The sequence below is a fragment of the Sphingobium sp. B2D3A genome (assembly GCF_025961795.1).
Lineage (GTDB): Bacteria > Pseudomonadota > Alphaproteobacteria > Sphingomonadales > Sphingomonadaceae > Sphingobium.
In genome coordinates, this window is the sequence record NZ_JAOQOI010000001.1 from 2,613,357 (window position 1) to 2,638,242 (window position 24,886).

Annotated in this window: 26 protein-coding genes; 20 read left to right on the forward strand and 6 right to left on the reverse strand. The window is 61.1% G+C overall.

Translation table 11 applies throughout. From position 1 onward, the window contains the following. The first annotated feature begins 3 nt into the window (after window positions 1–3). From M2337_RS12175 to M2337_RS12200, 6 genes are all read left to right on the forward strand, one after another. On the forward strand, window positions 4–909 hold the full coding sequence (locus tag M2337_RS12175) for a phytanoyl-CoA dioxygenase family protein (protein WP_264570454.1): 906 nt from the start codon (window positions 4–6) through the stop codon (window positions 907–909). Between the two features lie 92 nt (window positions 910–1,001). Continuing rightward, window positions 1,002–1,289 (forward strand): MarR family transcriptional regulator, encoded by a 288-nt coding sequence (locus tag M2337_RS12180; RefSeq protein WP_264570455.1) that lies wholly within the window; start codon window positions 1,002–1,004, stop codon window positions 1,287–1,289. A gap of 216 nt (window positions 1,290–1,505) precedes the next feature. After that, on the forward strand, window positions 1,506–2,060 hold the full coding sequence (locus tag M2337_RS12185) for an RNA polymerase sigma factor (protein ID WP_264570456.1): 555 nt from the start codon (window positions 1,506–1,508) through the stop codon (window positions 2,058–2,060). Next, the gene (locus tag M2337_RS12190; protein ID WP_264570457.1) at window positions 2,057–3,154 is read left to right on the forward strand and encodes a FecR family protein; all 1,098 of its coding nucleotides are present in this window, start codon (window positions 2,057–2,059) and stop codon (window positions 3,152–3,154) included. The genes M2337_RS12185 and M2337_RS12190 overlap by 4 nt, the downstream gene beginning before the upstream one ends. Before the next feature lie 113 nt (window positions 3,155–3,267). Further along, complete coding sequence (locus M2337_RS12195; protein ID WP_264570458.1) at window positions 3,268–5,868, forward strand: TonB-dependent receptor; 2,601 nt, start codon at window positions 3,268–3,270, stop codon at window positions 5,866–5,868. Between the two features lie 4 nt (window positions 5,869–5,872). Further along, window positions 5,873–7,993 (forward strand): Atxe2 family lasso peptide isopeptidase, encoded by a 2,121-nt coding sequence (locus tag M2337_RS12200; protein WP_264570459.1) that lies wholly within the window; start codon window positions 5,873–5,875, stop codon window positions 7,991–7,993. 13 nt (window positions 7,994–8,006) lie between these two features. Here M2337_RS12200 and M2337_RS12205 read toward each other — a convergent pair whose 3' ends face one another. The 6 genes from M2337_RS12205 to M2337_RS12225 form a co-directional block, all read right to left on the reverse strand. Next, window positions 8,007–9,494, reverse strand: coding sequence for an asparagine synthase family protein (locus M2337_RS12205; protein WP_264570460.1), 1,488 nt, complete (start codon window positions 9,492–9,494; stop codon window positions 8,007–8,009). A 269-nt stretch (window positions 9,495–9,763) separates the two neighbouring features. After that, the gene (locus tag M2337_RS17310) at window positions 9,764–10,417 is read right to left on the reverse strand and encodes a lasso peptide biosynthesis B2 protein (protein ID WP_413716235.1); all 654 of its coding nucleotides are present in this window, start codon (window positions 10,415–10,417) and stop codon (window positions 9,764–9,766) included. A 54-nt stretch (window positions 10,418–10,471) separates the two neighbouring features. Continuing rightward, window positions 10,472–10,612: a benenodin family lasso peptide gene (locus tag M2337_RS12210; protein ID WP_264570461.1), complete on the reverse strand. Its 141-nt coding sequence runs from the start codon at window positions 10,610–10,612 to the stop codon at window positions 10,472–10,474. A gap of 146 nt (window positions 10,613–10,758) precedes the next feature. Next, entirely contained in the window at window positions 10,759–11,382 is a 624-nt protein-coding gene (locus tag M2337_RS12215) for a GntR family transcriptional regulator (protein ID WP_264570462.1), read from the reverse strand. A 4-nt stretch (window positions 11,383–11,386) separates the two neighbouring features. Continuing rightward, window positions 11,387–11,803, reverse strand: a complete 417-nt coding sequence (locus M2337_RS12220; RefSeq protein ID WP_264570463.1) for a helix-turn-helix domain-containing protein — start codon at window positions 11,801–11,803, stop codon at window positions 11,387–11,389. A 148-nt stretch (window positions 11,804–11,951) separates the two neighbouring features. Further along, the gene (locus M2337_RS12225; RefSeq protein ID WP_264570464.1) at window positions 11,952–12,368 is read right to left on the reverse strand and encodes a hypothetical protein; all 417 of its coding nucleotides are present in this window, start codon (window positions 12,366–12,368) and stop codon (window positions 11,952–11,954) included. 343 nt (window positions 12,369–12,711) lie between these two features. Here M2337_RS12225 and M2337_RS12230 point away from each other — a divergent pair, with 343 nt between their 5' ends. From M2337_RS12230 to M2337_RS12295, 14 genes are all read left to right on the forward strand, one after another. Next, on the forward strand, window positions 12,712–13,023 hold the full coding sequence (locus tag M2337_RS12230) for a hypothetical protein (RefSeq protein WP_264570465.1): 312 nt from the start codon (window positions 12,712–12,714) through the stop codon (window positions 13,021–13,023). After that, window positions 13,010–13,786: a DsbC family protein gene (locus M2337_RS12235; RefSeq protein ID WP_413716199.1), complete on the forward strand. Its 777-nt coding sequence runs from the start codon at window positions 13,010–13,012 to the stop codon at window positions 13,784–13,786. Before M2337_RS12230 ends, M2337_RS12235 begins: the two co-directional genes overlap by 14 nt. A 193-nt stretch (window positions 13,787–13,979) precedes the next feature. Next, complete coding sequence (locus M2337_RS12240) at window positions 13,980–14,297, forward strand: hypothetical protein (RefSeq protein ID WP_264570467.1); 318 nt, start codon at window positions 13,980–13,982, stop codon at window positions 14,295–14,297. Between the two features lie 115 nt (window positions 14,298–14,412). After that, window positions 14,413–14,679, forward strand: a complete 267-nt coding sequence (locus tag M2337_RS12245) for a type IV conjugative transfer system protein TraL (protein ID WP_264570468.1) — start codon at window positions 14,413–14,415, stop codon at window positions 14,677–14,679. 8 nt (window positions 14,680–14,687) lie between these two features. Beyond that, on the forward strand, window positions 14,688–15,320 hold the full coding sequence (locus M2337_RS12250; RefSeq protein ID WP_264570469.1) for a type IV conjugative transfer system protein TraE: 633 nt from the start codon (window positions 14,688–14,690) through the stop codon (window positions 15,318–15,320). Next, window positions 15,304–16,104, forward strand: a complete 801-nt coding sequence (locus M2337_RS12255; protein WP_413716200.1) for a type-F conjugative transfer system secretin TraK — start codon at window positions 15,304–15,306, stop codon at window positions 16,102–16,104. Before M2337_RS12250 ends, M2337_RS12255 begins: the two co-directional genes overlap by 17 nt. Further along, the gene (locus M2337_RS12260; protein ID WP_319799439.1) at window positions 16,101–17,396 is read left to right on the forward strand and encodes a TraB/VirB10 family protein; all 1,296 of its coding nucleotides are present in this window, start codon (window positions 16,101–16,103) and stop codon (window positions 17,394–17,396) included. The genes M2337_RS12255 and M2337_RS12260 overlap by 4 nt, the downstream gene beginning before the upstream one ends. Window positions 17,397–17,431: 35 nt before the next feature. Then, window positions 17,432–18,034 carry a TraV family lipoprotein gene (locus tag M2337_RS12265; protein WP_264570470.1) on the forward strand — a complete coding sequence of 201 codons (603 nt, stop codon included), beginning with the start codon at window positions 17,432–17,434 and terminating at the stop codon, window positions 18,032–18,034. 35 nt (window positions 18,035–18,069) lie between these two features. Next, a complete protein-coding gene (locus M2337_RS12270; RefSeq protein WP_264572253.1) occupies window positions 18,070–20,526 on the forward strand; it encodes a TraC family protein in 2,457 nt (818 codons plus the stop codon). Next, the gene (locus M2337_RS12275; RefSeq protein WP_264570471.1) at window positions 20,523–20,861 is read left to right on the forward strand and encodes a hypothetical protein; all 339 of its coding nucleotides are present in this window, start codon (window positions 20,523–20,525) and stop codon (window positions 20,859–20,861) included. Before M2337_RS12270 ends, M2337_RS12275 begins: the two co-directional genes overlap by 4 nt. Beyond that, the gene (locus M2337_RS12280) at window positions 20,858–21,091 is read left to right on the forward strand and encodes a hypothetical protein (protein WP_264570472.1); all 234 of its coding nucleotides are present in this window, start codon (window positions 20,858–20,860) and stop codon (window positions 21,089–21,091) included. Before M2337_RS12275 ends, M2337_RS12280 begins: the two co-directional genes overlap by 4 nt. Window positions 21,092–21,113: 22 nt before the next feature. After that, a complete protein-coding gene (locus tag M2337_RS12285; RefSeq protein ID WP_264572254.1) occupies window positions 21,114–21,755 on the forward strand; it encodes a conjugal transfer protein TraW in 642 nt (213 codons plus the stop codon). Then, a complete protein-coding gene (locus M2337_RS12290; RefSeq protein WP_264570473.1) occupies window positions 21,752–22,765 on the forward strand; it encodes a TraU family protein in 1,014 nt (337 codons plus the stop codon). Before M2337_RS12285 ends, M2337_RS12290 begins: the two co-directional genes overlap by 4 nt. A gap of 257 nt (window positions 22,766–23,022) precedes the next feature. Further along, a complete protein-coding gene (locus tag M2337_RS12295) occupies window positions 23,023–24,879 on the forward strand; it encodes a hypothetical protein (RefSeq protein WP_264572255.1) in 1,857 nt (618 codons plus the stop codon). Window positions 24,880–24,886 lie beyond the last annotated feature (7 nt).

Sequence of the window (24,886 nt, forward strand, 5' to 3'; positions counted from 1 at the left end):
ATCATGGCGACCCTCGCTATCGAACGCCCTGTCACGTCACATGGCTCTGCCCTCGCAGAACTGCTCGACCAGGGGTTCTGCGTCATTCGAAATGCGATCAACCAGGAGGCGGTCGCGGCGCTTGCCGGTGCGCTTGCGCCCGACTTTGCAGCAACGCCTCCAGCGCAGGGACCGTTTTACGGCCCGTGGACGAAGCGGTTTCACGGCCTCCTGGCAAGATCACCGCTTGTCCATGATTTCGTCACCCAGCCCAAGATCATCGAGATCGTCGAGGAAGTGTTGGGCCCGGCATGCGACCGGATCCAGATCAACCTCACACAGGCGATCGAAATCCTGCCGGGCGGTCGTGCCCAGCCGCCGCATCGCGATCAGGATATGTGGCCGGTCCGCGCGGCGGGCGTCGAATATCTGGTAAACGTGATGTGGCCCTTCACGCCGTACACGGCGGCCAACGGAGCCACTCTGATCTGGCCCGGCAGTTATCGCGGCCAGGACGACATCGTGCTGGATCCAAAGGCGGCAATCGCCGCGGAGATGGAGCCAGGCGACGTCTTGCTGTTCTTGGGCTCAACGCTTCATGCCGGCGGCGCCAATCGCACGGCCCTCTCCCGTCGCGGAATGATCGTCAGCTACAGCCTGGGGTGGTTGAAACCCTATGAACTGCCCTGGCTGGCCTATCCGCCCGAGATCGCGCGGACCTTCTCCGAGCAACTGAGGTCGCTAGCCGGATACAAGGCGCATCGCCCGAACCTCGGAACCTACGAGGGCCATTGCCCCTCGCTTCTTCTTGAAGAACCAGGCGGCACGCGGGGCGCGATCGACGTCCTACGCCCGGAACAGGAAGCGCTGATAGAGCAATATTATGCCGGCGCGCTCTCATTTGCTCCCGTCGACGACGGCGCCTCATGAATGGATCTCTGCTCAGTTGCGGCGGGACCGACCTCGACCGTGTCGGTCTGGCAAAGCTTCTTATTCTCGCCAGCCGACACATCGGAGAGCGCATGGGCCGGGACCTGTTTTCGACCCCCGCGCTCGATATGATGCTCGATCTATATATTCGTGACGAGCATCGGCCGATGTCGCTGACCAGCCTTGGCGGGGCGGCTCATGTGCCCGAACGCACCGCGCTGTTCACGATCAACCGGCTCGTCGAGCGCGGTCTTCTGACACGGCACCGCGATCCGCGCGATGGCCGCCGCGTCAATGTGGACCTTTCGGCCGGCGGCCTGCGCTTGCTCGACGAATGCATAGACGATCTCGCCAAGATCATCCGGAACCGGCGCGACTGATATACGCGATCGACAGTTGCGGTCCGCCCAGATGTGATGCACACTTGCACGGCAGCGCAGACAAAAGCCGGCTTATGCCGCTGTGGAATTGTCCTGCCCAGCATCACGAGCGCCCGTCCAGTCCGTGTCAGGCGATAGCATCGGCAACTTGACCGGCACCCAAGGATGGGTGGCTCGTGACGAATATCGATCTCAAAAAACATTCGGCAGCGACCGATGGCGCTCCGTGCCGTGCCTGACGATGGGGCAAGCGAGCGCAGACAAGAAGAGCTTGTCGAGAGAGAGCATAAGGATCTGGCCGCGATGTATCGGTCGGAAGCGCCGAGGCTCGCCCGGTATTTCCAACTCAGGTTTCAGGGCCGCGAGGATCCCGATGACCTGGTGCAGGAATTGTTCGCCAGGCTGGCAGCCGGCCGCCCGTTCGAAGAGCTTCGCGATCCGACAGGCTATCTCAAGCGGATCATGCGGAACTTCCTCATCGATCGAAATCGCCGGCAACGAGGGGTGCCGGGCTTCGTCCCGATGGACGGCATCGAACCCGCCGTCCCTCCTGAGCAGGCGCATGAGATCGAGATGAAGCAGACGCGTGAACGGTATCGCGCGGCGGTAGATGCACTGCCGCCGAGAACCCGCGAAGTTTTCCTGATGCACCGGGTCGAAGAGCAAAGCGTGAAGATCATAGCCGAGCGGCTCGGCATCAGCACACGGACCGTGGAGTGGCATCTCGCCCAGGCGATCATACGCATCGGACAGGCATTGGAGCGCGAATGAGCGACGAAGAACAGCAGGACACGCCAGAGCCTGAAAGCCTGATGGATCAGGCCAGCCTATGGTTTGGCCGCATGTGTGGGCCGGAAGCCGAAATGCATCGTCCACAATTCGAGGCGTGGCTCGCGCGCGGTGCCCTGCACCGCTCGTTCTACAATCGTGCCAGCGAGATCTATGCGATCGGCAAATTTCTCAAGGAGGAGGAGGCCCATGACGAGGAAGGCGACGACCATGCCGATCCTGCCCCGGCGCATCAGACCACGAGCGGATTGAGCAAGGCGTGGGTCTTCGGCTGCGGCTTCGCCCTCGTCTGCTTCGTCATCTTCGCATTCATGACGCTCGTTCAACGGCCTTTCGGCAAGGTCGACGCTGAGCGAGAGTTCGCCAGCGACGAGGTATCACAGGGCATTGTGGGGAGCCTGCGCACTTCGGCAGGCCAAATTTTGACCCAGATCCTCTCGGACGGTTCGTGCGTCACCCTCGAGGCGAACTCGGTGCTGACCATCGCATATAGCGCGGACATGCGTTCGCTAATCCTCAAGCGGGGTTCTGCCCGTTTCGAGGTTGCCCATGAAAGGCGCCCGTTTGTCGTCCACGCCGGGCGCGGCAGCGTCACCGCGCGTGGGACGATCTTCGATGTGGCGCTTTCCACCACCGACGCGGTCACCGTGAAGCTGGTACGCGGGAGCATCGACGTCGCTGTCGAGCAATCCGACAGCTACGACACGTCGGTTCGCAGGCTGAAGGTGGGTGAGCAGGTCACATATACAGTCAATGGATCGGGTCTGACGGCAGTAGAACAGTTTTCTGCCACTCCCTTTCCCGTAAATACGCCTGCCGCCGCTCCAACCGCTCTCGGAACTCCGACGAGCGACCTCAAGGATTTCAATGGCACGCCGCTTAGGGAGCTCGTGACCCAGGTCAATGGGCAGGCTCATGGAACAATCACGCTCGCCACTCCGGCCCTCGGTTCCTTGAAGGTCTCGGGTCGCTTCAGCCTCGATGATCCTGATCGTCTTGCTCGAAAGCTAGCGCTGCTCTTCGACCTTCAAGCGGATAAATCGAGTAAGGGCGAAATCGTCCTGCGGCGGCAGTGAGTTTCGCCGTGGAAGCGCCGAATACAAAAAACTGTCACATCTGACCCAGTACCAACCAATAGGCAGCGTCCATTGCCCCCGAACGATCCAAGACGGGTTCATTAGGGGGCATCATGAAAACTGGCGGTTACGGCCGCGGCGCGCTGCTTGCAGCGGCCGCGATGGCAGCATTGTGCTATCCGCAGATGGCGGCGGCGCAGGACACACAACAACGATATGACATCGAGGCAACAGCCCTCGGGGACGCACTGAACGAGGTCAGCCGGCAGGCAGGCGTCGAGGTAATCTTCTCAGCCGACGCCGTCGCAGGACGATCGGCACGACCACTCCATGGGACATTCAGCGCCAAACAGGCAATTGATCGAATCCTTGAGGGGACCGGCTTGCAAGCCGAGTATCGAGACGGCGGCTATGTTGTTCGGAGGCGATCGGGCGCGCCAGGCAAGGTAGCCGGCCGTCCAGCGGAAGCCTCCGATATCATTGTCACTGGCTCACGGATACGAGGTGGGGAGCCGAGCGCACCGGTGATCAGCGCGACCAGAAGCGCGATCGAACAGCGCGGACTATCCGACCTAGGTGACTATATCCGTCAACTTCCGCAGAATTTCGGTGGTGGCCAAAACCCCGGCGTGTTTTCCGGCGGGGGGCAAGGGGGCAGCTCAAACCTTAATTCGTCGTCGAGCCTGAACCTTCGCGGTTTAGGACCGGATGCCTCTCTGACTCTCCTGAATGGGCACCGGGTCGCTTACGATGGCGTCTCTCAAGGCGTCGACATCTCGGCAATCCCACTTGCCGCAATCGACCGCGTGGAGATCATCGCAGATGGATCTTCCGCGCTGTACGGGTCGGATGCGGTCGGCGGTGTCGCAAACGTCGTTCTGCGAAAGAGTTTCACCGGATTTTCTACCTCGGCGAAGGTTTTGACCACCACGGATGGAGGCGGTACTGGCGAGCAGCTTACCGGCGTCGCGGGAAAGAGCTGGCAGTCGGGCAATGTGTTGGCAATCGTCGACTATCAGCATTCGAATGCCATCACAGCGGGTCAGCGATCTTTCGTCACCGGGCTGAATCGATCAGCAACACTGATCCCCGGCGAGAAGGAGGTCAGCTCTATCGTTTCAGTTGGCCAGCAGATCGGCCCCAACGTCCATTTCGCGGTTGACGGCCAATATGGCCATCGTTGGTCGTCACGCACAATTCCCTATGCCCTGAGCGTCGACGCGTTCATGAACGGAACGGTTATCGACAGCCAAGTTGAAACCTTCAGCGTCAACCCGTCCGTAACGATCCAGCTGCCCCATCGCTGGGAACTAACCGTGATGGCTGGCTACGGTGAAAGCATCACGAATGCGCCCGGCTTAGTCTATCGCAACGGTACAGTGACCCTCCGCAATCAGGTTCGCTATCGAAATACTATCGCGGATGCGGAAGCCTACGCCGAAGGGCCTTTTGCAATGCTACCAGGCGGCGACGCCCGTCTAGTCGTCGGCGGAGGCTATCGGTCCTCCAAGCTTATTGCCAATAGCAGCCAGACCGTTGGCGCGCGCACCACGCCGGTATTCGACTTTGATAAGAGCCACCAAATAGCGTTCGGCTACGCCGAAGCCTCGCTCCCCCTGGTAGGACATGCCAATCAGATTCCGCTCATATCCCAACTCACGGCTATCGCCGCTGTGCGGTACGAAAACTATAGAGCAGTGGGAGACTTTTTGGCTCCAAAACTGGGAGCAATCTACGCTCCCATCTCCTCGATTAAAGCGCGATTCAGCTGGGGCAAGTCGTTCAAGGCTCCGACACTGTATAGCCAATATCGCGGCTACCAAGCCACATTGCTTCCAGCGAGCTTTTTTGGCGCTTCGTCTGCACCCATGGGCAGTGCGATTGTTTATACTGGTGGGGCAAACGCTAATCTCACGCCAGAAAAGTCCGAAAACTGGACGGCCAGCGTGGAGGTCAGTCCTGCAGCAATACGGGGGCTGAAGATTGGAGCGAGCTACTTTCACATCCTCTACAGTAATCGCGTGAGCACGCCAATCGGCTCGTTACTTGGCGCTCTCAGTAATCCCCTTTATTCGAGTTTCGTCACCTTTTCGCCAAGCGCTCTACAAATCGACGCGCTTTCAGGAGACGCGTTATTTGGCCTCGAGAACTTCACGGGCGCGGCATACAATCCTGCCTCCGTCTACGCAATTGTGCAGAACGTCTCGCAGAACATCGCCCGGCAGAAGATTAGCGGTCTCGATTTGTCGATCAGCTACGCCGTAAAACTCGGCGCGCGCGACGCGATCCACCTGCAGGGAGCCGCGACCTATCTGAAGAGTGAACGGCAGCTTCTGAGTGGTCTATCGTACATCGATCTTGCCGGCACGATCTTCAACCCGCCTCATTGGAGATCCGAAGGTGGGGTATCTTGGACCCATGGAGAGTTCACTGTCTCATCATTCGCCAACTATATCGGTGGAACGCTCGACAATCGACTATCGCCATTTGTTGATGTCGAATCGTTCCTAAGTATCGACCTAACGGCTCAATGGCGCTTGCAGTCCCGATCTGGACCGCTGCGGGGTGTTGAATTCGCATTCTCCGGCTCGAACCTCTTCAACAGACGTCCCGGCTACACGCGAACAACGAGCACGAGCGACCCCTCGTTCGACACGACCAATTATCCAGCAAATGGTCGGACACTCAGCTTCACAATGCGCAAGACCTGGTAAGTTTATGCCGTCGTTCAGGACATGGCTCGCGGCTCCGGCCGTCGGATCGGCATTCTTTTTAGGCATACCTCCCGCCAGCGCGGACTGCACTGATACAGTTGCGTCGGCTCAACGCGTTCGAGACACCGCTAGGGAAGTGCGGCCAGAGGACATCGCCACCATTCGAGACATGGGGCCGTTTGAGGCGGCGGCGCCCATCTTCTCTATTTCGCCAGGCGGTCGGATGGTCGCCGTCCAAATCCGACAGGCTGACCCTTTAGAGAACACATACTGCCAGGCAATGCTGGTCATCCCACTTGCGGGCGGAACACCCATTATCGTCGATCGGGGCGGTGAGCTTATCCGATCGCTTGTTGTCGGCATCGCAGAGCTAACGGTGCCGAGCGGTATCCCTGAGGTCATTACGCCCCAGTGGTCCGCAGATGGGCAATGGTTCGCATTCCTCAAACGCGTCGGAGGTAGAACGCAAGTGTGGGCGGCAGCAGCGGATGGTAGCGGGAGCCATCCCATCACGGATAGCGATTCCGATGTCGTCCACTTTTACCTTGTGAAGGGCGGCGACGCCGTAGCATTCTCAACCCTACCACAAATCAGAACTATCGAGCGCGAGCATGTGCTTGAAGGCCAAGAAGGGTATCATTTCGACGACCGATTCATCCCGATCGCCGCTAGCTCCCCGCAGTTGCCAACGCCCCTCGCCGAGACCTGGATCGAAGTTGATCTGCGGACCGGGGATAAATCGGCGATCCCGGCCCCAAGCAATTCTGGTGCCGCCGATCGGATGTATGGACCCAAGGACTCTGACTTTAGACCGCAACCGGACGGTCGGGCGGCGGCGTGGGTCGCAGCGGTGGGGGCAAATTTCGCGCCATCACAAACGACTGTGAAGTATATCGCTGAATCAGGCACCGTTTCGACTTGTGCGCATCAGCTTTGCTCTCAAGCGCGAGCACCGGCATGGTTGGCCAGTTCGGGGTCAGACGTCATCTATCTCCGACGAGAAGGATGGGCAAAAAGTTCGACAGGAGTTTACCGGTGGAAGCCCGGCACGGCCAGGCCTCGCCGAGTTCTCCAGACGGATGACTATATTGTCGATTGTCAGCCTATTCGAGAGAGCTTGTTATGCTTGAGCGAATCGGCGGTTCAGCCGCGGAGGCTCGTCCTATTTGACCTCAAGACAGGGCGGAGGGCGGCGGTCTTCGATCCGAATCCTGAATGGAGGCATTTCACTATTGGCGCCGTTCGACGTCTCAATGTCCGCAATGACGCCGGGTTGGATAGCACAGCGGATTTCGTCTACCCGAACGGATATCGGAAGGGACACGCTTATCCAACAGTCGTTGTGCAATATGTTTCGCGAGGACTGCTTCGCGGTGGCGTCGGAGACGAGTATCCTATCCTTGCCTTAGCCGCCCAAGGTTATGCCGTGCTCAGTGTAAATCGCCCGCCGCATCTTGGTCTTCTGGCCGGAGGTAGCAACATGGTGGAGACTGAGCGAACAAATCTTCAGGATTGGGCCAATCGCAAAAGCATATTGTCATCAATCGAGACACCGTTGCGCCAGCTTATCGCAGAAGGGGTTGTCGATCCAAAAAGGATAGGCATAACGGGGCTAAGCGACGGTTCGACGACCGTCCAATTTGCGCTGGTGCATAGCTCCATGTTCGCCGCGGCTATCATGAGCGGTTGTTGTTGGGAGCGTGACCAAGGTGCGTTACTCGGCCCGCAAATTGCCCGGATATTCTCCCAGGTGGGTTATCCAAATCTATTGCAGCCAGCGCCCGAATTCTGGAGCCAGATTTCCCTCGTCGACAACGCGAAGCGGATCAGCGTACCCATCCTGATACAGGCAGCGGACAGCGAATATTTAAGCGCTCTAGCAGCCTACACTGCGCTCCGTCAGGCCGGGCGCCCGGCTGATATGTTTGTGTTTCCAGATGAGCATCATAACAAATGGCAGCCATCCCATCGCCTCGCGATTTATCGGCGAACGATCAAATGGTTCGATTTCTGGCTGAAGGATCAAGAGGCTGCGCAAAACAAGCCCGACCCGGAAATCACGCACTGGCGTGCGCTTAAACGGCAAAGCGCAACTGCCGTGGTGGCAGTCCCATCAAGGCCCTAAGGCCGGAAAGGAGTTATATGGTTGGGCGAAAGCGGTCCCAACCGTCGATCCAGGCTTCAGTGTCAACAAGGAGCAAAAGGCGCACATAGTTCGCCCCTCGGCTCAGCTCTTCCAGCCGCAAGGCCGCTTCAAGGCTCGGCATGTCGAGCAACCCTTGCTGCGCCATCTTTCCACCGAGAAGTCGATCACGAACCACTTTCAGGTGCGTGCGGAGGATATCGATCGCGAAGGCGTCGGGACCTCCTTTCGTGCGCCGCTGGATAATCTGCGTCGGAAGTCTCGCTGCGAATGCACGACGGGCGACTGATCGATCCATTCCGCCTTCGCACGCCGTCCAAGATGGAATACCCAACGCAACCTCAACCACGGGTTGGGAGAGCAGCGGCGCGATTGAAGTGAAAGGGAGACGCCGGTCGTATCCGTGGAGATACTGCTGAGCCCGTGCAATCATCGCGATATGACCAGACTTTCCGGGTAGTTGCGACCCTGAACCTTCGAGCCACGCATGTGTTGGCGGCGTTCGTTCAAGATTTTTCAGAATGTCAGAGTGAAGGAATGTCCGGTCATAGCGCCATTGGTACTGTTCTGGCCGCTTCACCGCGAACCGGATGGCATGCAAGATGACTTTGGAGATGGTCGTTTCCGTGATCGAAGATATATCGCTCGCCGTCTTCATGAGGTCGAGGGAGAACCCATTGGAAAGGTATCGATCAACGAGCGGCCGTACTGAGTGGGTAAGATAGAAGACATTGTCGCCGCCAGCACCCGTCAGGAAAAGCTTCCCGCCAATTTGCGCAGCATGCCTTATTACCGCAGCATCATATGCAACCATCGGTGTTCTAGCACCGGGCCTCGCAAGATGAGCAACAGCCGATTTCATGATATCTGCATCGTCGATCTGGTAATTGAATTCAGCGAGCGGCAGGTCCAAGCTTTCGCATAGCGCCCGTGCATATTCAGTTTCGTTACCGCGAAGATCCGCCGTTGCAAGCGTGATGCACTCTGGGCTCTGTCGCTTGTCGAGGCAGGCTGCGACCACGGAGGAATCAAGCCCCCCTGAAACCGCCAGTAAAGGTCGCTGAAAACTGGACGCCCAGCTGCGGACGCATTGGTCCACAATGCGGCCTAGTCGTTCCACTTGGTCGTTTGCGGTGAGGTTCTCGTCGGCTGCGACGTGATCCAAAGGAGACCAGCAGGCTTGAGCCGAACATCCATCATCGGCAACGATCGCAAGGTGCCCCGCGAGCAGGTCGGTGACACCGGCAAGTCCTGTGCGGGCCTGCGCCAAATCGTCGGCGAAGAGTAGCCGCGCGATGCCGTTCCAATCGATCGATGGCTTCAGCTTCTGAAAATCGAACAGCATCGCTGGGTCGGACGCGAAGACCACATACCCTTCATTTACGAGATAGCAGCATGGGAGCAGACCCGAAGGGTCTCTCATTACCACGACTGCATTGCCTTGAGCCCATACCGCGAGATATCCACCCCAGAAGCGGGTCAACAATGTCTCCTTGGGTTCCGTCCCAATCGCCCCCTGGCTGGCCCCATCTAGCGCCTCGACCGAACCTCCCCAGCCAAAACGATGGAACAGGTTCCCTACGACGTGGACTCTGCCCTCGCCGGCCTCCAACGCCGAACCCTCGCTTGTAAGGATCGCAATTTTCCCAGCGCACGCTGCAAGCTCCAATCGCAGCCTTGCCGCCGCATCAATCGCGAGGTCGCGGGAGATGGGTCGGCCGCGCGAAACGAGGACTATGTACCTCAGCGCCATCAGAGGGCCATTATCGGCGTAAAGATACGGACCCGCTCGAGCCTGTCGCTCAATAGCAGATCGTCCATCTGCACCCAGCAATGGGCAGAGAATGGGTCGATGGTAACGCCGAATACTAATGTGGATGGTATTCCGCTCGCTAGACAGACTCGGTGGAATGCGATCGAGCGGGGGAGGCATTGGTTGAGTTGATCGATCAGGCCTGAGCTCCAGGCGAGTCCACCAACCACTTTTCTCAGCGCCAACTCCAAGTTCTCTGGCGTCGCCCGCCGATAGCCCCCCCTCAGCGACTTGATAATGCCCGCCAACGGCCGCCTACGGACCTGTCTCGCCGCAATCCATTGTGCTATCAAGCAATGCAGGCCCGCAACAATGTTCGGCATTGTCTCCTGCCCCGCAAACTCGCGAGACGGCCGCGTAATTTCTCTCATCCCGTCGCAAGTACGCAAGCAAGCCGCGTCATAGGACAGAAGGTCCTTTGATCGGAGATACTCGAGGGCCGTGGCATCGTGATCGAGCAGCGGCTCTTCGCGGACATAGCGTCTGAATGCAGGAGAATGGTCGTCAGGCAGCAGGAAATATCTGTCTGCGAGGATATCCAACAAAACCGTCCGACCTTTGCACTCGCAGAAATAGAGACCTTCCCGGATCATCACTGTCTGCCCTCCAGAACGGGCGCACGCCGAGAAAGCGCGCGCCCGCCTACGTCAATCGTCGGCGATACCGGGACCGGTCAGGTCACGGCCGTTCTGGTTGTCGAAGATGACGGCCTGGGCGCCCTTCGTTGCCTCACTGGCAACGCCGAGCTCGATCAGTTCGTCGTTCTGATGATCGTCGCGATACTGCATGACACGCTCCTTTTTCGATTGCCGGACTAATTCACGGCAAGAGCAATGTATGGGCAACGGAACACTTTCTGAGAGAATATATACCGCAAATATTGCAGTATATATTTGCTTGCATCACACGTGATTTTTTGCCGATGACCAATATATTAATTGAGCATCGCCATCGATATTTCTCTTGATGCCCCAATTCGTCGTTCGTGGTATCTATCGATCCGCTTTCCGATGACACTCCGAATGTCTACCAGCCCATTCCTGGTCAGCATCCTTAGCTCTGTAGCGACGCCCGACAGAACAACCGGCTCAGCTATTCGGACGAGCAGCATTCGCTCCTGGAGAGCCTGGATCAGGTCGCAGAGCTCGGCATTCTTGGCGCTGTCCGCCAACCCTCCAAAGAAGCTTGCCGTAAACTGTGCAATCGCAATCGGAGTCTGATCATGCGCCCGCGATCGATGGGCGAGCATGATATGGCGTAATGACTGCCCGTCTGCCGATGCCAGGACGACCCTGATGAGGTCGCGGTGCATCGCGTACATGTCGGCTAGGCGCTCCCCAGAATGGACGATTGGTCGAAAGCCGCCTTCCTGCCGATGCTCAAACAACTTCTCCCCGACAAACCGCGACAGCACCTCACGAACGGGCGTGGGACTGCTGACATGGCGGTCGGCAATCGCTTTGATATCAATCCGCTCCGATGCCCTGAACCTCCCGTCCAGATAATCGCGCTTCACCGCGAGATATATCCGGTCCTGGGTGAAAAGCTCGGGCGCCATCGCGTTATGCGGCCGAAGGCAACGGCGGCCCATGCCGCCATCGGGGCGTCAGGGCGTTGGTGAGTTGCTCGATGTTCTTCTGTGCAACCACCTCAATGCAGAGGCGCTCAAGTTCTCGCAGGTCGCCGATCGCAAGCTGGCGTGGAAAAGCCATCTTCTGAGCGAAAAACATCAGAGGGATGAGGATATGGCCGGTCGATAGCCCCAGGCGATAAGCGCAAAGGAGGTGATCATCGAGACGCGCCTTGGGATTTCCGGACTCGATTTCCCTGAGCCATCGCACACCCATTCGAAGCTGCTGGGCAAGCTCCCGCTGCGTCAAACCTTCCCTCTTTCTCGCTTCCTCGATCCGACGTCCCGACTGTTCCTTCACGTAGAACAGCGGGCCGTCCACATCGGAAGCAACGCTTTCCAGCGACATTTCCGGGTCTCCTTCATACGGAGAGTGCGCCCAGCCAAGGCCTGTTACTGGAAAGGTAGGTGTGCATAACACCTCGGTCAAACAGAACTCCCGCAACATTTGCTGCGTTGCGGCACACTGTTTGGACCAAGGGGCCTGACTTGGAGTGTTAAATGCGCGTCGAAAGCGGTCTCACCCGCTCATAGGCCTCGCGCAATGTGTCGCAATCGGTGCGCGTCAACTGCTGCAACGCCGCAATATAGATGGACGATAGCATCGGTGCGGCCTCGCCCGGCACAGTCTTCGTAACCCGTTCCGCGATTCGCGTTGCGGTGACGTTGAGATCCTTGGGAGCGCCGAGGTGATGCTCTTCGGTTCCCGCCAGCCCCGCGGTCGCAAGACTGGATAATCGATCGATCACGACATTAGCGGGCACCATGTCCAGGCAGGATACCGCCACCTGCAGCGTCGTTCCCCATGCCAGAAGGCAACGCGTGCTTCGGATGAGGTGACAATGGGAATCGATCAAAAGATCCATGCCTGCCGGTGACAGGCGGAGTTTGAACGTACGAGACTGCCTTTCCATCGGTCTCCTACCTCCCAGCGAATTCGAGCGTCGCTGCATTGACGCTTATACACGCGCCCCCCGGGGCAGATTCTGACAAAAGAGTCATGATTGCGCCTCTTGGCCGCAAATCATGCGCTCTTGAGTGTTCACCGCAATCTCGCGCGCAGACAAGTCCCCTGCCCGCTAAAATCCGCATGTTCGGCACTTCAGTGCCCTGCCAATTGTGCGCCTCGCCACGATTATGCATTTCTCGCCTCGTTCCGGTTTGCAGTGAACAGCGGGTCTCATCCCACTCCGCCGCACCTGATCCATCGACCAACAATTTCGCAGCGCGTGTTTCGCGCCACGAGGAGGTATTGCCATGTCACTCCTGCGCCGATGTCATGCCGGCATCTCGCTCACTCTGGTCTGTGCTGCGGCGCCGGCCATGGCCTGCGCCCAAGATCAGCGTGATGCAGCAGCAAATCCCTGCTGCGCTCATCCCAAGCTGGTCGTGCGACAGGCCGACCAGGGCTTCGCGATCACCAGGCTCGATCCCGCAATTCCTGCGCAGATTGCTCCAGAGTTCCGCACCCCGACCGAGATTGCGATCGGCGCAGCCATGAAGATCGATCGCTCGGTCTTCATGTCCAGCCTCGTGCAGCTGACTGGAGGCAAGGATGCGGGTCGGTAAGGCCGCTATCAGCATGGCGCTGACGCTAGCCTGTCCGGCTTACGCCCAGAGCGTCGCTCCCGCACAGACCGAAGCAGCATCTTTGACCGATGCCGCCGCCATAGCGGAGCAGGAGTTGCGACAGACCTTCACCAACCTCCAGTTCGAGGAGTTCGGACCGGCGCCTTTGAAGGGACAGGTATATCAGGCGATCGCGGGCGGGCGAGTCATCTATTTCGCCCCACAGAGCCAACACATCCTGTTCGGGGCGATCTACGACAAGAACGGCCTGAACGTGACGGCCATGACGCAGTCGGCGAGCGCGCAAAAGCGGCTCGGAGCGATCGATCCTGCGGACGCGCTCGTCATAGGCCCCGCCGGTGCCCCCAAGGTGATCGAGTTCACCGATCCCGACTGCCCCTATTGCCAGGCGCTCGAACGCTTCTGGATCGCCAAGGCCAGCGAAGGAAAACCGGTCCAGCGGCTCATCTACTTCGTGGGCGTCATACATCCCGAGGCCTCCGCCAAAGCCGAGCATATTCTGTGCTCGCCCAACAAAGAGGCGGCGTTCAAGGCGATGTACGCGGGGGCTCGCCCGGCAACGCTCCTCAAATGCAAGGCCGGCGCGGACAAGGTCGCGCGCGATGCCGAAACGGTCCGCAGGATGGGCGTCTCGGGTACCCCGACGCTGTTCGTCGATGGAAAGCTGATCAATGGCTTTCAGCAGGCGGAGCTCGAGACTTTTCTCACATCGAAGCAGGCGGCACCCGCAGGCAGCCCGTGATGCCGCTTCTCACACTTCTGGCGGACCCCGATCGAGCCAACGGGCCTCACCAAGCGGCCGGTTCGAGCGGGGACCGGAATGCCGGCGGCGCGCGGGCTCCCTCGGGAGCCGTCCACCACATGCCGTCGGCCGGATGCGATTATGTCGTGCCGGCAGGCAGGTTCGGACGGCTCCCAAGCGAAGGAGACCTCTCATGTTGACACTGTTCCGGGGAAAGGCGTTCCGCACGATCGACGCGGCGGTCCTTTTCTTCCTGGCCGCGATCGCTGGCGCAAGCGTCGCTCATGCGTTCGCGGCGCCCGCCCAGGGCGATCTCGGCTACGACATCTACGACATCGTCGTGAACCAGGGCGTCAAGGGCCCGCTGGGCTTCGTAGGCGGCGTTGCCGCCTTCCTGTTCGGTGTGTCGCGGCTCTTTTCAAACATCATGATCGGCATCCCCACGATCGTGGCGGCGGTCTGCCTCATCAAGGCAGATTCGATCCTCCAGACCTTCGGCATGGTGATCTGAGACCCGGCGTCGCGCGCGTCGGCACGACCGACACGCGCGGCACGGCACAAGACGGGAGGCGGTGGTCGCCTTTCGGAACCCACGCTCAGGCGTGGTGAAGCAAGGGAGAAGGGCGTTGGACGAACGTCTTCCGCAATACCTGCACCGACCGGTCCAGATCCTCTGGTTCGACAGTCAGGAATTCATCGTCGTGATGAGCGTAATCTTTGTCGCGGTCATCGTCGGCGGGACCATCGGCTGGGCGCTGCTCGGCGCTCTTCTCCTCTTCATTCCGTGGAAGCGCACAAAGCCGCGCGGGTTCATCCCGCATCTCGCCTGGCGCTGGGGGCTCACCCGCTTCCGTCACTATCCGGGTCCGACCCAGACCCGCTTCTTCGAGTAGGTCCGACAATGCTACCGTTCCGGCGCAACCCGCAGGCCGATTTGATCGGCGACACTCGCCCGAGCTGGCACCTTCACCGGTACCTGCAAGGCTCTGCCAACCTGTTCGAGGAGAACCGGCTGCTCAAGTTCGCGATCGCCGGGATGTTTGGCATCACTGCGGTACTGGGCACGGTCCTCTACACCTCGAACCAGAATACGCGGACCGTCGTGGTCCCATTCGGCGCAGCAGGCGATCTCTACGTCACCGGCAACAAGCCCTCGGCGGCCTATCTGCGGACTATCACCTTCAACATCGTCAGCCTGGTCGGTAGCTATTCTGCCTACAGCGCCGATCGCCAGTTTCAGGAACTCCTGAGCCTCGTCCACCCCAGTGCCTATAACGGGCTGCGGGACAGCTTGAGCAAGCTGCTTGACGAACTCAGCAACAACCCAACGCTTTCAATAGCGACCTACATCCGCTCCGATCAGCCTGTCACCTACACCGGGTCCGAGATCCTCGTGCCCGTCGAGAAAGTGCGCGTGATCGGCGGCGTCATTCGCAAATTCCGCGGCTCGCTACGCATTCGATACGCGCTCGAGAACGGCCGCTTCTGGTTGACCGCCCTGCAAGAGGAGAATTTCAGTGCCGAAGGACGCTAAGCGGGCTCACGTCCGCCAGATCTCGCGCGCCTGCCTGATCTGCATTGCCGCGCTTTCCCCCGCGACTGTATTCGCCCAGTCGATCACCGCGCTTCCCGACCAGACGAGCCGGATCCGTCTGTCCAACCGCGACGTAAATCACATCGTGTGCGTCGGCGGGGACATTGAGGACGTCAAATTCTCGGCAGAAAAAGGCCTGTCGGTAGAGCGCGGCGGCTCAGACGCCTGGATCAAATTTCTCGTCCAGGAGACAGAAGACCCATCCATGGCGGGCGCCGAGACAAAGACACGCACCTATGTCACGAGCCCTGCCGAATTCTTCGTCTCCTGCAACGGCGCGATCTATCCGCTCTACGCCGAGCCATCCGACATCCCGGCCCAGACGGTAACGCTGGCGCCCGGAAGCGCGCAGCGCGCCCGCACCAATGAAGCGCTCCTTTCGCCACTCGTCGAGGAGGAACGCGCGGTAGGCATAGCGCTGGCCATCCTGCAGGACAGGGTTCCCGCGACCTTTTCCGAGGTCGCCCCTGCCCGCGACCGCGTGGCGCTGACGGAGATTGCCGGGGTCACGCTGACCGAGCGCCGCCGGCTCGAGATCGACGGCGCGGGCCTTTCGGCAAGCGAATATGCCGTGCGGGCCGATCAGCCCGTAGCGCTCGATGAGCGCGACTTTCTCGACCGGGCGATCGGTATCGACATCTTCTCGGTGACGCTCGATCGCCTGACGGTTGGCCCCAATGAGACAGCACGCCTGATCGTCGTTCGTCGGAGTGTACAGCCATGAGCGGTGCATCCGGAAAAGGCAGCGAAGAACAGCCTCGCGCGGCTGAGAGCGAGGCACCGAGCGCGCCTGAACGCGGCGCGGCATTGCTGGACATCCGTGCCCAATGGGAGCGACTGACATCCGACCAGAAGCTACGCGCCAAGCAGTTGGGCGTCGTCTCAACGATCGCGCTGGTCGGCGTGGGCCTCTACACCGCGAGCTCGGCGGGGAAGAAGGAAGAAGCCCCCGTACCGCAGGCTTCCAATCTCGACATGGGCGCTGGCCTACGCGGTGACAGCCTCGAGGTGAAGCTGCGCGGCGACCTCCAGAAGATTCTCGACGGCCAATCCCTGCTCGGGGACCGGGTGAGCGCGATCGAGGAAGGAAAGGTGGCGCCGGGCTCGCTCAGCCAATCACGCGCGTTGGCCCCGAGCGGAGATGACAGCCTGCCGCCCGCGCTTCCCGGCGACGCCCCGGCCTATCCGCCCGCACCATCGGAGGCATTGGCTGAGGCAGACACGGTACCGGTGCCACCCGTACCCCCCGCAGCGCCTGCGGCACCGCCCGCTCCTCCCACACAGCGCCAGGTCGGCGCAATCGGTGCCGCGACCGCCGCGCCCCAAGGAGAAGGAGGCGCAGCCGGCGGGGCGCGCGCAAAAAAATCCAATCGGACGATCTATTTGCCACCTGGTTTCATGAAGGCAAGGCTGCTGACGGGCATCGACGCCCTCGCCAGCAAGGACGCGACCAGTAACCCCGAGCCGATCATCGCGCGTGTTCAGGCGCCGGCGGTTCTTCCCAACGACGTGAAGGCCAATCTCGCCGGATGCTTCGTCATCGGGAACGCGACCGGCAGTCTCGCCAAGGAGCGGGTCGAGGTTCAGCTCGTCTCGATCTCGTGCGTCGATTTCGACGAGCATGCTGTCGTCGATCAGCAGATCAAGGGCTTCTTCGTCGACACCGACGGCAAGAAGGGCCTGTCGGGCAAGGTGGTGACCCGGGCTGGCGCAACGCTCGCGCGCTCCTTCATCGCCGGCACCATTGCGGGGATCTCCCAGTCAGTCGAGGGCACGTTCGGGAGCCTTTCGACGTCAGCACTCGGCAGCGTCCGAAGCCTGGATGCCGGAGATGCGGTGAAGACCGGCATCGCTGGCGGCCTCTCCAAATCCTCCGACAAGCTGACCGACTTTTACCTCGATCTCGCACGTCAGGCGGGACCGGTCGTCGAAGTTGGGGCCGCCAAGGACGTCGTCGTCGTGATCCAGGAGGGCATCGCCCTCGAGATCAAGCCATCCGTGGGCTCCAAATTCTGATGCCCGCCCCATCCCCTCATCACGGAGAGCGAAAAATGCTCCGACCCTTCACCCCGATCCTCGGCCCACTGTGCCTGGTTTCCACGCTCGCGCTGCTCTCTGGATGCACCACGCTTGGTTCGGTCATGTCGCCCTATTCCGAAAAGTTCGATTGCAAGAACAGCGACCATGGCCAGTGTGTCCATCCCGACAAGGCTTATGCCGACGCGGTTGCCGGTGTCGCCACCAAGTCTGACCCCAGCGTCACCAATGACAAGGCCATGCTGAAGGGCAGCAGCCCACGGCCTGCCCGCTCGGGCACCGGGGCTCCCTCGTCCTATGGAAGCTACCGCGACAGCGTCTATGCCGAGCTCAAAGGCCTGATCGACGCACCGGTCACCCCGATGCTCAAACCCGCGCGAACCGTTCGAACGCTCATTCTTCCCTATGTCGACCGAACGCGGCCCGACCGGCTCTACATGCCCCGCTATGTCTATTCGGTGGTCGACAAGCCTGTCTGGGTGGTTGGCGGGACATTGGTTGCCGCCCCCGATCGCGCGGCGCGAGCGCCTGTATTGGGGCAGGTCAAAGATGCAGGTCAGGGTGTTGGAGACGAGCCCGCGCCCGAAGCTGCGCCGATCGCGGAGCCAGGCAAGTGAAGGCCTCCGGCTCGAGTGGGCTGAGTTATTCCCGGATGCGCAATGCGGTGAAGCGCGACAGCTTCTCCGACTATCTGCCGATGGTCGCCTGGGACGCCGACAGCGAAGCGTTCCTCTGCATTGACGACAGCTGGGGCCATGCCTGGGAGATCGTACCCACCGCCTATATGTTCGCCCATGTTCAGGGCGCCCTGCAAGGTCTGCTGAACATCCATTTCCCGGATGGCACGGTCCTCCAGTTGCACACCTTCGCCGACCCGCTGATCGACGACGCGCTCGACGCATTCCTGGACCTCAAGACCCGCGACGATCCTCTGATCCAGGCTTCGGCACGGCGGACGCGCGATTATCTGAGCGAGGGGAGGCATGGCCTCAAGGCGCTGCACGACATTCCGATCCGCAACTTCCGCACGCTCCTGTCGATCAAGACGCGGCGGCCACTCGGCGAAGATCTGCGTCGGCAGGTGGAGGAACAGCTCTCCAAGCTCGGTATCCGTCGGCTCGAACCGGAGGAACTGGTCAGCTTCTACCGCCGGATCTTCAACGGTGTTGCCGAGGCTGCCCCTGGCGTCTTTGCCGATGGAACGACGGTCGGTGCGCCGGCAATCGCCAAGCAGATCATCGATGCCGGCCCCGACCTCGTCTTCGACGGCGCCGAGGTCTTTCTAGGCAATCAGGTCGCGCGCTGCCTGACGCCCAAGGCGCCGGCGCGCCGGATCACCGCCGAGCGGGCGAACAGGCTGATGGGCGGGATGCGCGGGGCGTCCGAGGACAGCGACCAGATAGGTGGTCCGTTTCTCTACACCCTCAACATCCTGTTCGACCATTCGCAGTTCGAGATCCACAAACGCGCGCAGATCCTGTCCGCGCAAAAGGCAGCCGGCAGTTTTGCGGTCGAGGTCGGCAAGCAGATCGAGGAGATCAGCTGGATACTCGACGAAGCCGGCAACTCGAAGTTTGTCCGCGTGATCCCGTGCCTGTGGGTATTCGGCCGCGACCGACACCATGCCCGCGAACTGGCGGCTCGCGCCAAGCGCTTGTGGGAGGGCGAACCGCTACCCTTCTCGATGCAGGAAGAGAGCTACCTCAATCCGACCCTGCTGGTGATGAGCCTGCCCTTCGGGCTCTATCCCCACCGCTCGACGCTGCGCATGCTAGAGCGCGATTTTCGCATGCCGGTGAAGGCGGCCGTCCTGATGGCGCCGGTCCAGACCGATTTTCGGGGCGGTGGTCGCCCTGCCCTGCTGTACACCGGGCGCAAGGGCCAGCTCGTCACGCTCGACCTGTTCGACCCGCGCATCAACAACTATAATTTCATCGTCTCGGCAGAGAGCGGCGCCGGCAAGAGCTTCCTGCTCAATAATTTATGCCAACAATATTTCGCGTGCGGCGCGCTTATCCGCATCATCGATATCGGTGGGAGCTACAAGAAACTCTGCACGCTGTGTTCGGGTCGATATATCGATATTGGCGAGGAGCATCTCGTCCTCAATCCCTTCGACATGGGGCTCGCCCTCGATGGCGACGATAAGCAGTCGGCGATCACGATGGCGGTCGCGATCGTGGCGGAGATGGCGAACGCCTCGACCCGAAAGGGCGTGACCACTTCGGAATGGAACCTGCTCAAGTCGGCCGTGCAATGGACGATAGACGGTGGCTACGCCGACCATGGTATCGATGCCGTACGCGAATGGCTGGGCACCTATCCCGCCCAGACTGCGAGCGATCTCGACCGCGTAGAACATCTCGTGCCGACCTCGCGCGAGCTTGCCTTCAATCTGCGCGATTTCGGCTCCGACGGGGCGTATGGCCATTATTTCAACGGCCCCTCGACACTAGACATCCGCTCCGACGAGTTCGTGGTGCTCGAGCTCGAACGCCTGAAGTCGATGCCGGACCTCTTTAACGTGATCGTGATGGTGGTGGTGAACGCCGTCACCCAGGAACTCTATCTTTCCGCCCGTGATCGCCCGCGCTTCGTGCTGTGCGACGAGGCGGCCCAGTTCATGACGCGCACCGACGGTCAGGACCTGTCCCGCCTCGCCGAGGCGTTTGGCCAGGGCTACCGGCGTGCCCGCAAATATCGCGGCTCATTCGGGATCGTTCTCCAGTCGATGAACGATCTCACCCTGTTCGGCGGGACCGGCCAAGTGATCCTTGAGAACGCTGCGACGCGCTTCCTCCTGCAAGGCTCGACCTATGACCGCGCGGTCGACAACAAGATCCTCGATTATTCGGGGTTCGTCCTCGACCTACTGAAGTCGGTCCGCAACTCAAAGCCCCATTATAGCGAGGTCTTCATCGACTCGCCGTTGGGGCTCGGGATCGCGCGCCTCGTCGTCGACCCCTTCTCCTATTGGATCAATACGTCGGCACCCGACGAGGTCGCGGCATTCGAGGCGCTGATGCGCCAAGGTCTGTCCCCGCTCGAAGCGGTCTGCCGGCTCGCTGGAGTGGACCCGGCCGAGGTCGCGGGCGGAGACGTGCGATGAGAATTCGCAGCACCGCCGCGCCCCATCCCGATCAGTTGCAGCTCGGCTGGTCGGACGAGGATGCCCGTATCGAACGGCTTGTCGAGGAACGGGTTGCCGCGCGCTTCGAAGCCGAGAGCTTCCACTGGCGCTTCAGGCTGGTGGCGATCGAAACCATCATGATGGGCCTGCTCGTGTTGGTTGCAGGTCTGATGCTCAAGCAGCCGACGATGATGGTCCTGCGCGCGTCGCTGCTGGTCGCGGCCTCATGCCTTGCGACGGGCATGCTGCTTCTCACGCTATCGGCAGGCACCGCCAAGCTCCTGTCGCGGCTCAAGGCCTGGAGGCGGCGGTGACAGGCCTCATCTCCTCTACGCCATCCCAGCAGAGTGTAAGGCTGGCGCTGAGCGGCTTCCTGCTGCTTCTCGTCCAGAGCATGCTGTTGATGATGGGGCCCGGCCTCGACAGCAGCGGGCGCACGCTTCTGTGGGTCCTCACTCCTGTTGCGACGATGACGCTCATCGTTTCGCTCATCGGCCTGCCTGATCCTGCCCCCGGTCATTGGAGGCGGCGCCATGTTCGCTGAAGGCGCCCGAGCCATGCTGCCGATGGCCGCGTGCGCCGCTCTGTTGGCAGGCACCGCAACCGTCGTGAGGGCGCAAGGCGGCACATCTGGTCCGCTGTCTGCCAACCGCAGCACAATAGGCCGGACTTGGGCCATCGCCGAGCCGGACGCCCTGAGCGAAATCGAAGCCAAGGTCGCGACACTGCCCAAGGACATGCGCGCCAACTACGGTCCGCGCAGCAAATGGAGTGCGCTCAAGGCAGCTTCGCTGCCAGCAGCGACCGCTGACCGCAGCCGCACAGTGGTTCCGTTCTATACGCTCGACTTCGACCTGCAGCTGCCGGACGGCCGGGTGCTTTACCCTAAGGGCTTCACCTTCAATCCGCTGACCTATGTGAAGCTCCCTCAGCGGATCATCGTCGTACATCCGCGTGATCTTGCCTGGGCGCTACGAACGTCGCGGAAGAGTGACTTCATCCTGTTGGCGGCCCTTGGCGCCGACAATGGCGACGCGATTGAACTGAGCGAGAAGACTGGTCGCGTAATCTACATTCTCGAGGAGCGCGTCAAAGAGCGGCTCGGCATCGTCGTAGCCCCGGTCATCGTCGCCCAATCGGGCACGAGCCTGGTCCTCACCGAATATGGACCAAAGAGCCGCGCCGCGGTGCCTGGAGGCACACGATGACGCACCGTCTCTCGGTCTTCCTCATAGGTCTCCTGATCGGCCTCGCCGCGATCGTCGCCTGGCCGAGCAAGGCGCATGCCTCCAAGTGCGAGAGCAGCGTCTTCAACCCCGTCACCAAGGTGCGCTGGACATGCATCTTCCCGATCACCGTCGGCGGCATACGCGTCGGCAGCTACGATAAGATCGACAAGGCGCTCGACGCACAGTCGGCCTCCAAGCCTCTCTGTGCGTGCCGCAAGGGCGTACAGTTCTGGTTCGGCGTGAAGGTCTCCTACTGGTCCCCCAACCGGATGATCGACGTTGTGACGGAGCCCGGCTGCATGATGGCGCTGGGTGCCGACCTTTTGCCCACCGGCGGCAGGCTGCAGGGGAGCCAGTCGAGCCTCGCCGACGGCACCAACACGCGCAAGATGTTCGCGCAGATGCACTATTACATCTCGCCGGTGTGGGCGATGCTCGACATGTTCACCGACCTGCCCTGCATGGAAAATGAAGGGTTTGACGTGGCGATGATCACCGAGGTGTTGCCGACCTGGCAGTCGGCCACCCTGGGTTCGATCATCCAGCCCGAGGCGATCCTGTTCGGCAATCCCGCCGCAGGTCTCGCCTGCATGGGCGACAGCGCGGCGGCAGCAGCCGGCAAGGTCATCGATCCGCTCTTCTGGTGCATGGGAAGCTGGGGAGCGACCTATCCGGTTGCAGGCGACATCCACTTCGGTGACAGCGTCGAGGCGTGGGCCGGTCTCGCAGCCCGCGGCACCTTCATGATGGGCAGGATAGGCGCGCTCACGATCAGCTCGTCGGACGGCTGTTCGTTCATCCCCCAGCCGGTCTGGACCAAGAGCCGCTACAAGCTCCAGTTGATGGAGCCCGTCAAAGGCGGGAAATGCGTCAACATCGGTCGACCCGGCGCGCTCTGGTCGTCCGCCAAACATGCACCGGGCAAGGACAATGCCCAGTTCATGCTCTTCGAAAAGGTCATCTGCTGCGCCGGGATCGCGGTCCCATGAGCAGAGGACTCCCCCCATGTTCCGCTGTTGCCCCCGGCCTTGTTCGGAGGTCCGCCCGCCAAGGCCTGAACGGCCGCTGGTGGCAGCGCGGGACAGGAGCGGCGTCGCAGTCAGCCCCCTGCTGCGGCGTCGCTCCACCTATGGTCAGCGCGGCTGCAAGCCCCCCGCGATTGTTCCGGCATGCCCCCCCATGCCGAGCGATCGTAACAGCCGCGCTGGCCACCACCGTCATGGCCTTGCCGATCCATGCCCAGACGATGGAGGAGCGAGCCCGGAGCGCCGCCGAGGCGTCACGGGCCAAGACTAGCGACAGCGAGGCAATTCAGCAAAATTATCTCACCCCGGGTCTAGCCGGCCAGCCGATCCGCACCGTCGATAACGCGCAGGCGTTCACGCCCAATATTGCCTGCCAGAAGACCGCGACGATGCTGGAGGTGCTCGTCCAGCCCTCGAGCACAGGCGATCTCGGTTCGGTCAGCATCGCGCGCGATACCGACCTGGATGGGACCGTGGACAGCAATTCGAGCCTGCCGGTCCCGGTATCGGGTATTTGCGCGAACGGAGTTGTGTCTTGCACGCCGGGCACCTGGAACCAGTGCGCCTATTTTCGATGGGACGTCGATACCGCGCGCAACCTCAAGCTGGTCCAGACCGACATGCCGCAGCTCGCAGGCTGCTACTGCGTCAACAATAGCTGCGGGGCGAACCTCGCCTGGGGCAACATGGCGTCCGTGCTGCGTGATCTGGGCGGCGGGATGATCGGCGCGCTTACGACCGCCGACCCGCGCTACGGCGTCGTTCAGGCCGTGATCGATGGACCTGCAATCCGCTATGTCGGGGCGCAATTGACCGCTTGCACATCCGATCCCGCGCTTCCGCAAACCAAATACCGCGCGAACCCCACCGCCATTGCGACAGACGCCTATGCCACTTCCACGGCAAACCCGGTGTTTCAGGCGCTGAAGGGATCGGCGATCGGCACGGGAACTGCGCTCCAGTCTCGCCAATGTACTGTCGAACGGCAGGTCACGGTCACCAAGTCGAGGCCCGACGAAATCATAAGCCGCGTTGCCGGGGGCTATTCGACGATCGAGAACGGCAACTCCTTCGATTTCCTGATGGGCTCGCCAGCTGACAACAGCCTGGGCGGTGGCCGATGCACCCTGATCGATTTCAGGATGACCCTGCACGTCGGTGAAGCCGACCGGATCGTGGATGCTCGCCTGACACAATTTTTCGCCGATGACTGGGGCCAGGTGCGGATCGATGGCACGCTTATCGCCTCCGGCCCGAGCAGCTGGACCTCACTTGGCGTGCCGCCGGGAAATTGCGAGCAGAAGAGAACGTTCTACCAATACCCGTATTTGGACCTGAAGCCGCATCTGACGGCTGGGGATCATGAGGTCTGGCTGCGCGCGGCGGTTGCCGAGGGCGGAGAGGCGTTTGCCCAGGTCCATGTCGAAGTCGATGATAGCTGCAAGACCCTCGAGCAGGTGGTCGACCAATGCGGTGGTCCCGCCAGCGACCCCCAGTGCCAGCTCGACAGCGAGCTCGTCGATGGCGTGCAGACCTGGATCAACGGTGCCCAGACCGGGCTGAGGCCGCTCACCCAGACCCGGATAATGGGTTCGTCGACATGCCCGGTCGAGATGACACGGGACTTCTTCCTCAAAAGCCGCACCTACCGGTGCAAGGTGGACAGCATGCCCCAGCCCGACACCAGTCGCGGGACCTACATCATCGATCACTCTACCGAGACGATCCTTGCTGATCGTGCGCGCCAAAGCGACGGCAGCTTCTCGGCCACCACCCGGCCCTTCTCGCTCCCCGACCGCGGCTCGGTGCCGGCTTGCGAACCTATCTGCAAGACCCGGGCGCCCAAGGTGAACACACAAGCGGCCGTGAGCGGCGTGGTCGGCGCGAAGCAGAACGACCCCAACGGCTACGACACATTCTATCACGCCTGCGACAGCGCAAACCAATGCCCCGCCGGCCCTGGAGAGGAGATCGTATCGGCGTGCGGATGCCTCGACGATTTCCCTGAAGCGGTCGTGATGATGCAGACCGTTCGTCTCGCCGGGGCCGACCTCGTATGCACGGGAACTGTACGGTGAAAGCGCG

Coding starts and splice junctions, on each gene's coding strand:
- M2337_RS12175 (WP_264570454.1), top strand. CDS start 4: ATGGCGACCCTCGCTATCGAACGCCCTGTCACGTCACATGGCTCTGCC.
- M2337_RS12180 (WP_264570455.1), top strand. CDS start 1,002: ATGGGCCGGGACCTGTTTTCGACCCCCGCGCTCGATATGATGCTCGAT.
- M2337_RS12185 (WP_264570456.1), top strand. CDS start 1,506: ATGGCGCTCCGTGCCGTGCCTGACGATGGGGCAAGCGAGCGCAGACAA.
- M2337_RS12190 (WP_264570457.1), top strand. CDS start 2,057: ATGAGCGACGAAGAACAGCAGGACACGCCAGAGCCTGAAAGCCTGATG.
- M2337_RS12195 (WP_264570458.1), top strand. CDS start 3,268: ATGAAAACTGGCGGTTACGGCCGCGGCGCGCTGCTTGCAGCGGCCGCG.
- M2337_RS12200 (WP_264570459.1), top strand. CDS start 5,873: ATGCCGTCGTTCAGGACATGGCTCGCGGCTCCGGCCGTCGGATCGGCA.
- M2337_RS17310 (WP_413716235.1), bottom strand. CDS start 10,417: ATGATCCGGGAAGGTCTCTATTTCTGCGAGTGCAAAGGTCGGACGGTT.
- M2337_RS12210 (WP_264570461.1), bottom strand. CDS start 10,612: ATGCAGTATCGCGACGATCATCAGAACGACGAACTGATCGAGCTCGGC.
- M2337_RS12215 (WP_264570462.1), bottom strand. CDS start 11,382: ATGGCGCCCGAGCTTTTCACCCAGGACCGGATATATCTCGCGGTGAAG.
- M2337_RS12220 (WP_264570463.1), bottom strand. CDS start 11,803: ATGTCGCTGGAAAGCGTTGCTTCCGATGTGGACGGCCCGCTGTTCTAC.
- M2337_RS12225 (WP_264570464.1), bottom strand. CDS start 12,368: ATGGAAAGGCAGTCTCGTACGTTCAAACTCCGCCTGTCACCGGCAGGC.
- M2337_RS12230 (WP_264570465.1), top strand. CDS start 12,712: ATGTCACTCCTGCGCCGATGTCATGCCGGCATCTCGCTCACTCTGGTC.
- M2337_RS12235 (WP_413716199.1), top strand. CDS start 13,010: ATGCGGGTCGGTAAGGCCGCTATCAGCATGGCGCTGACGCTAGCCTGT.
- M2337_RS12240 (WP_264570467.1), top strand. CDS start 13,980: ATGTTGACACTGTTCCGGGGAAAGGCGTTCCGCACGATCGACGCGGCG.
- M2337_RS12250 (WP_264570469.1), top strand. CDS start 14,688: ATGCTACCGTTCCGGCGCAACCCGCAGGCCGATTTGATCGGCGACACT.
- M2337_RS12260 (WP_319799439.1), top strand. CDS start 16,101: ATGAGCGGTGCATCCGGAAAAGGCAGCGAAGAACAGCCTCGCGCGGCT.
- M2337_RS12265 (WP_264570470.1), top strand. CDS start 17,432: ATGCTCCGACCCTTCACCCCGATCCTCGGCCCACTGTGCCTGGTTTCC.
- M2337_RS12270 (WP_264572253.1), top strand. CDS start 18,070: ATGCGCAATGCGGTGAAGCGCGACAGCTTCTCCGACTATCTGCCGATG.
- M2337_RS12275 (WP_264570471.1), top strand. CDS start 20,523: ATGAGAATTCGCAGCACCGCCGCGCCCCATCCCGATCAGTTGCAGCTC.
- M2337_RS12285 (WP_264572254.1), top strand. CDS start 21,114: ATGGCCGCGTGCGCCGCTCTGTTGGCAGGCACCGCAACCGTCGTGAGG.
- M2337_RS12290 (WP_264570473.1), top strand. CDS start 21,752: ATGACGCACCGTCTCTCGGTCTTCCTCATAGGTCTCCTGATCGGCCTC.
- M2337_RS12295 (WP_264572255.1), top strand. CDS start 23,023: ATGGAGGAGCGAGCCCGGAGCGCCGCCGAGGCGTCACGGGCCAAGACT.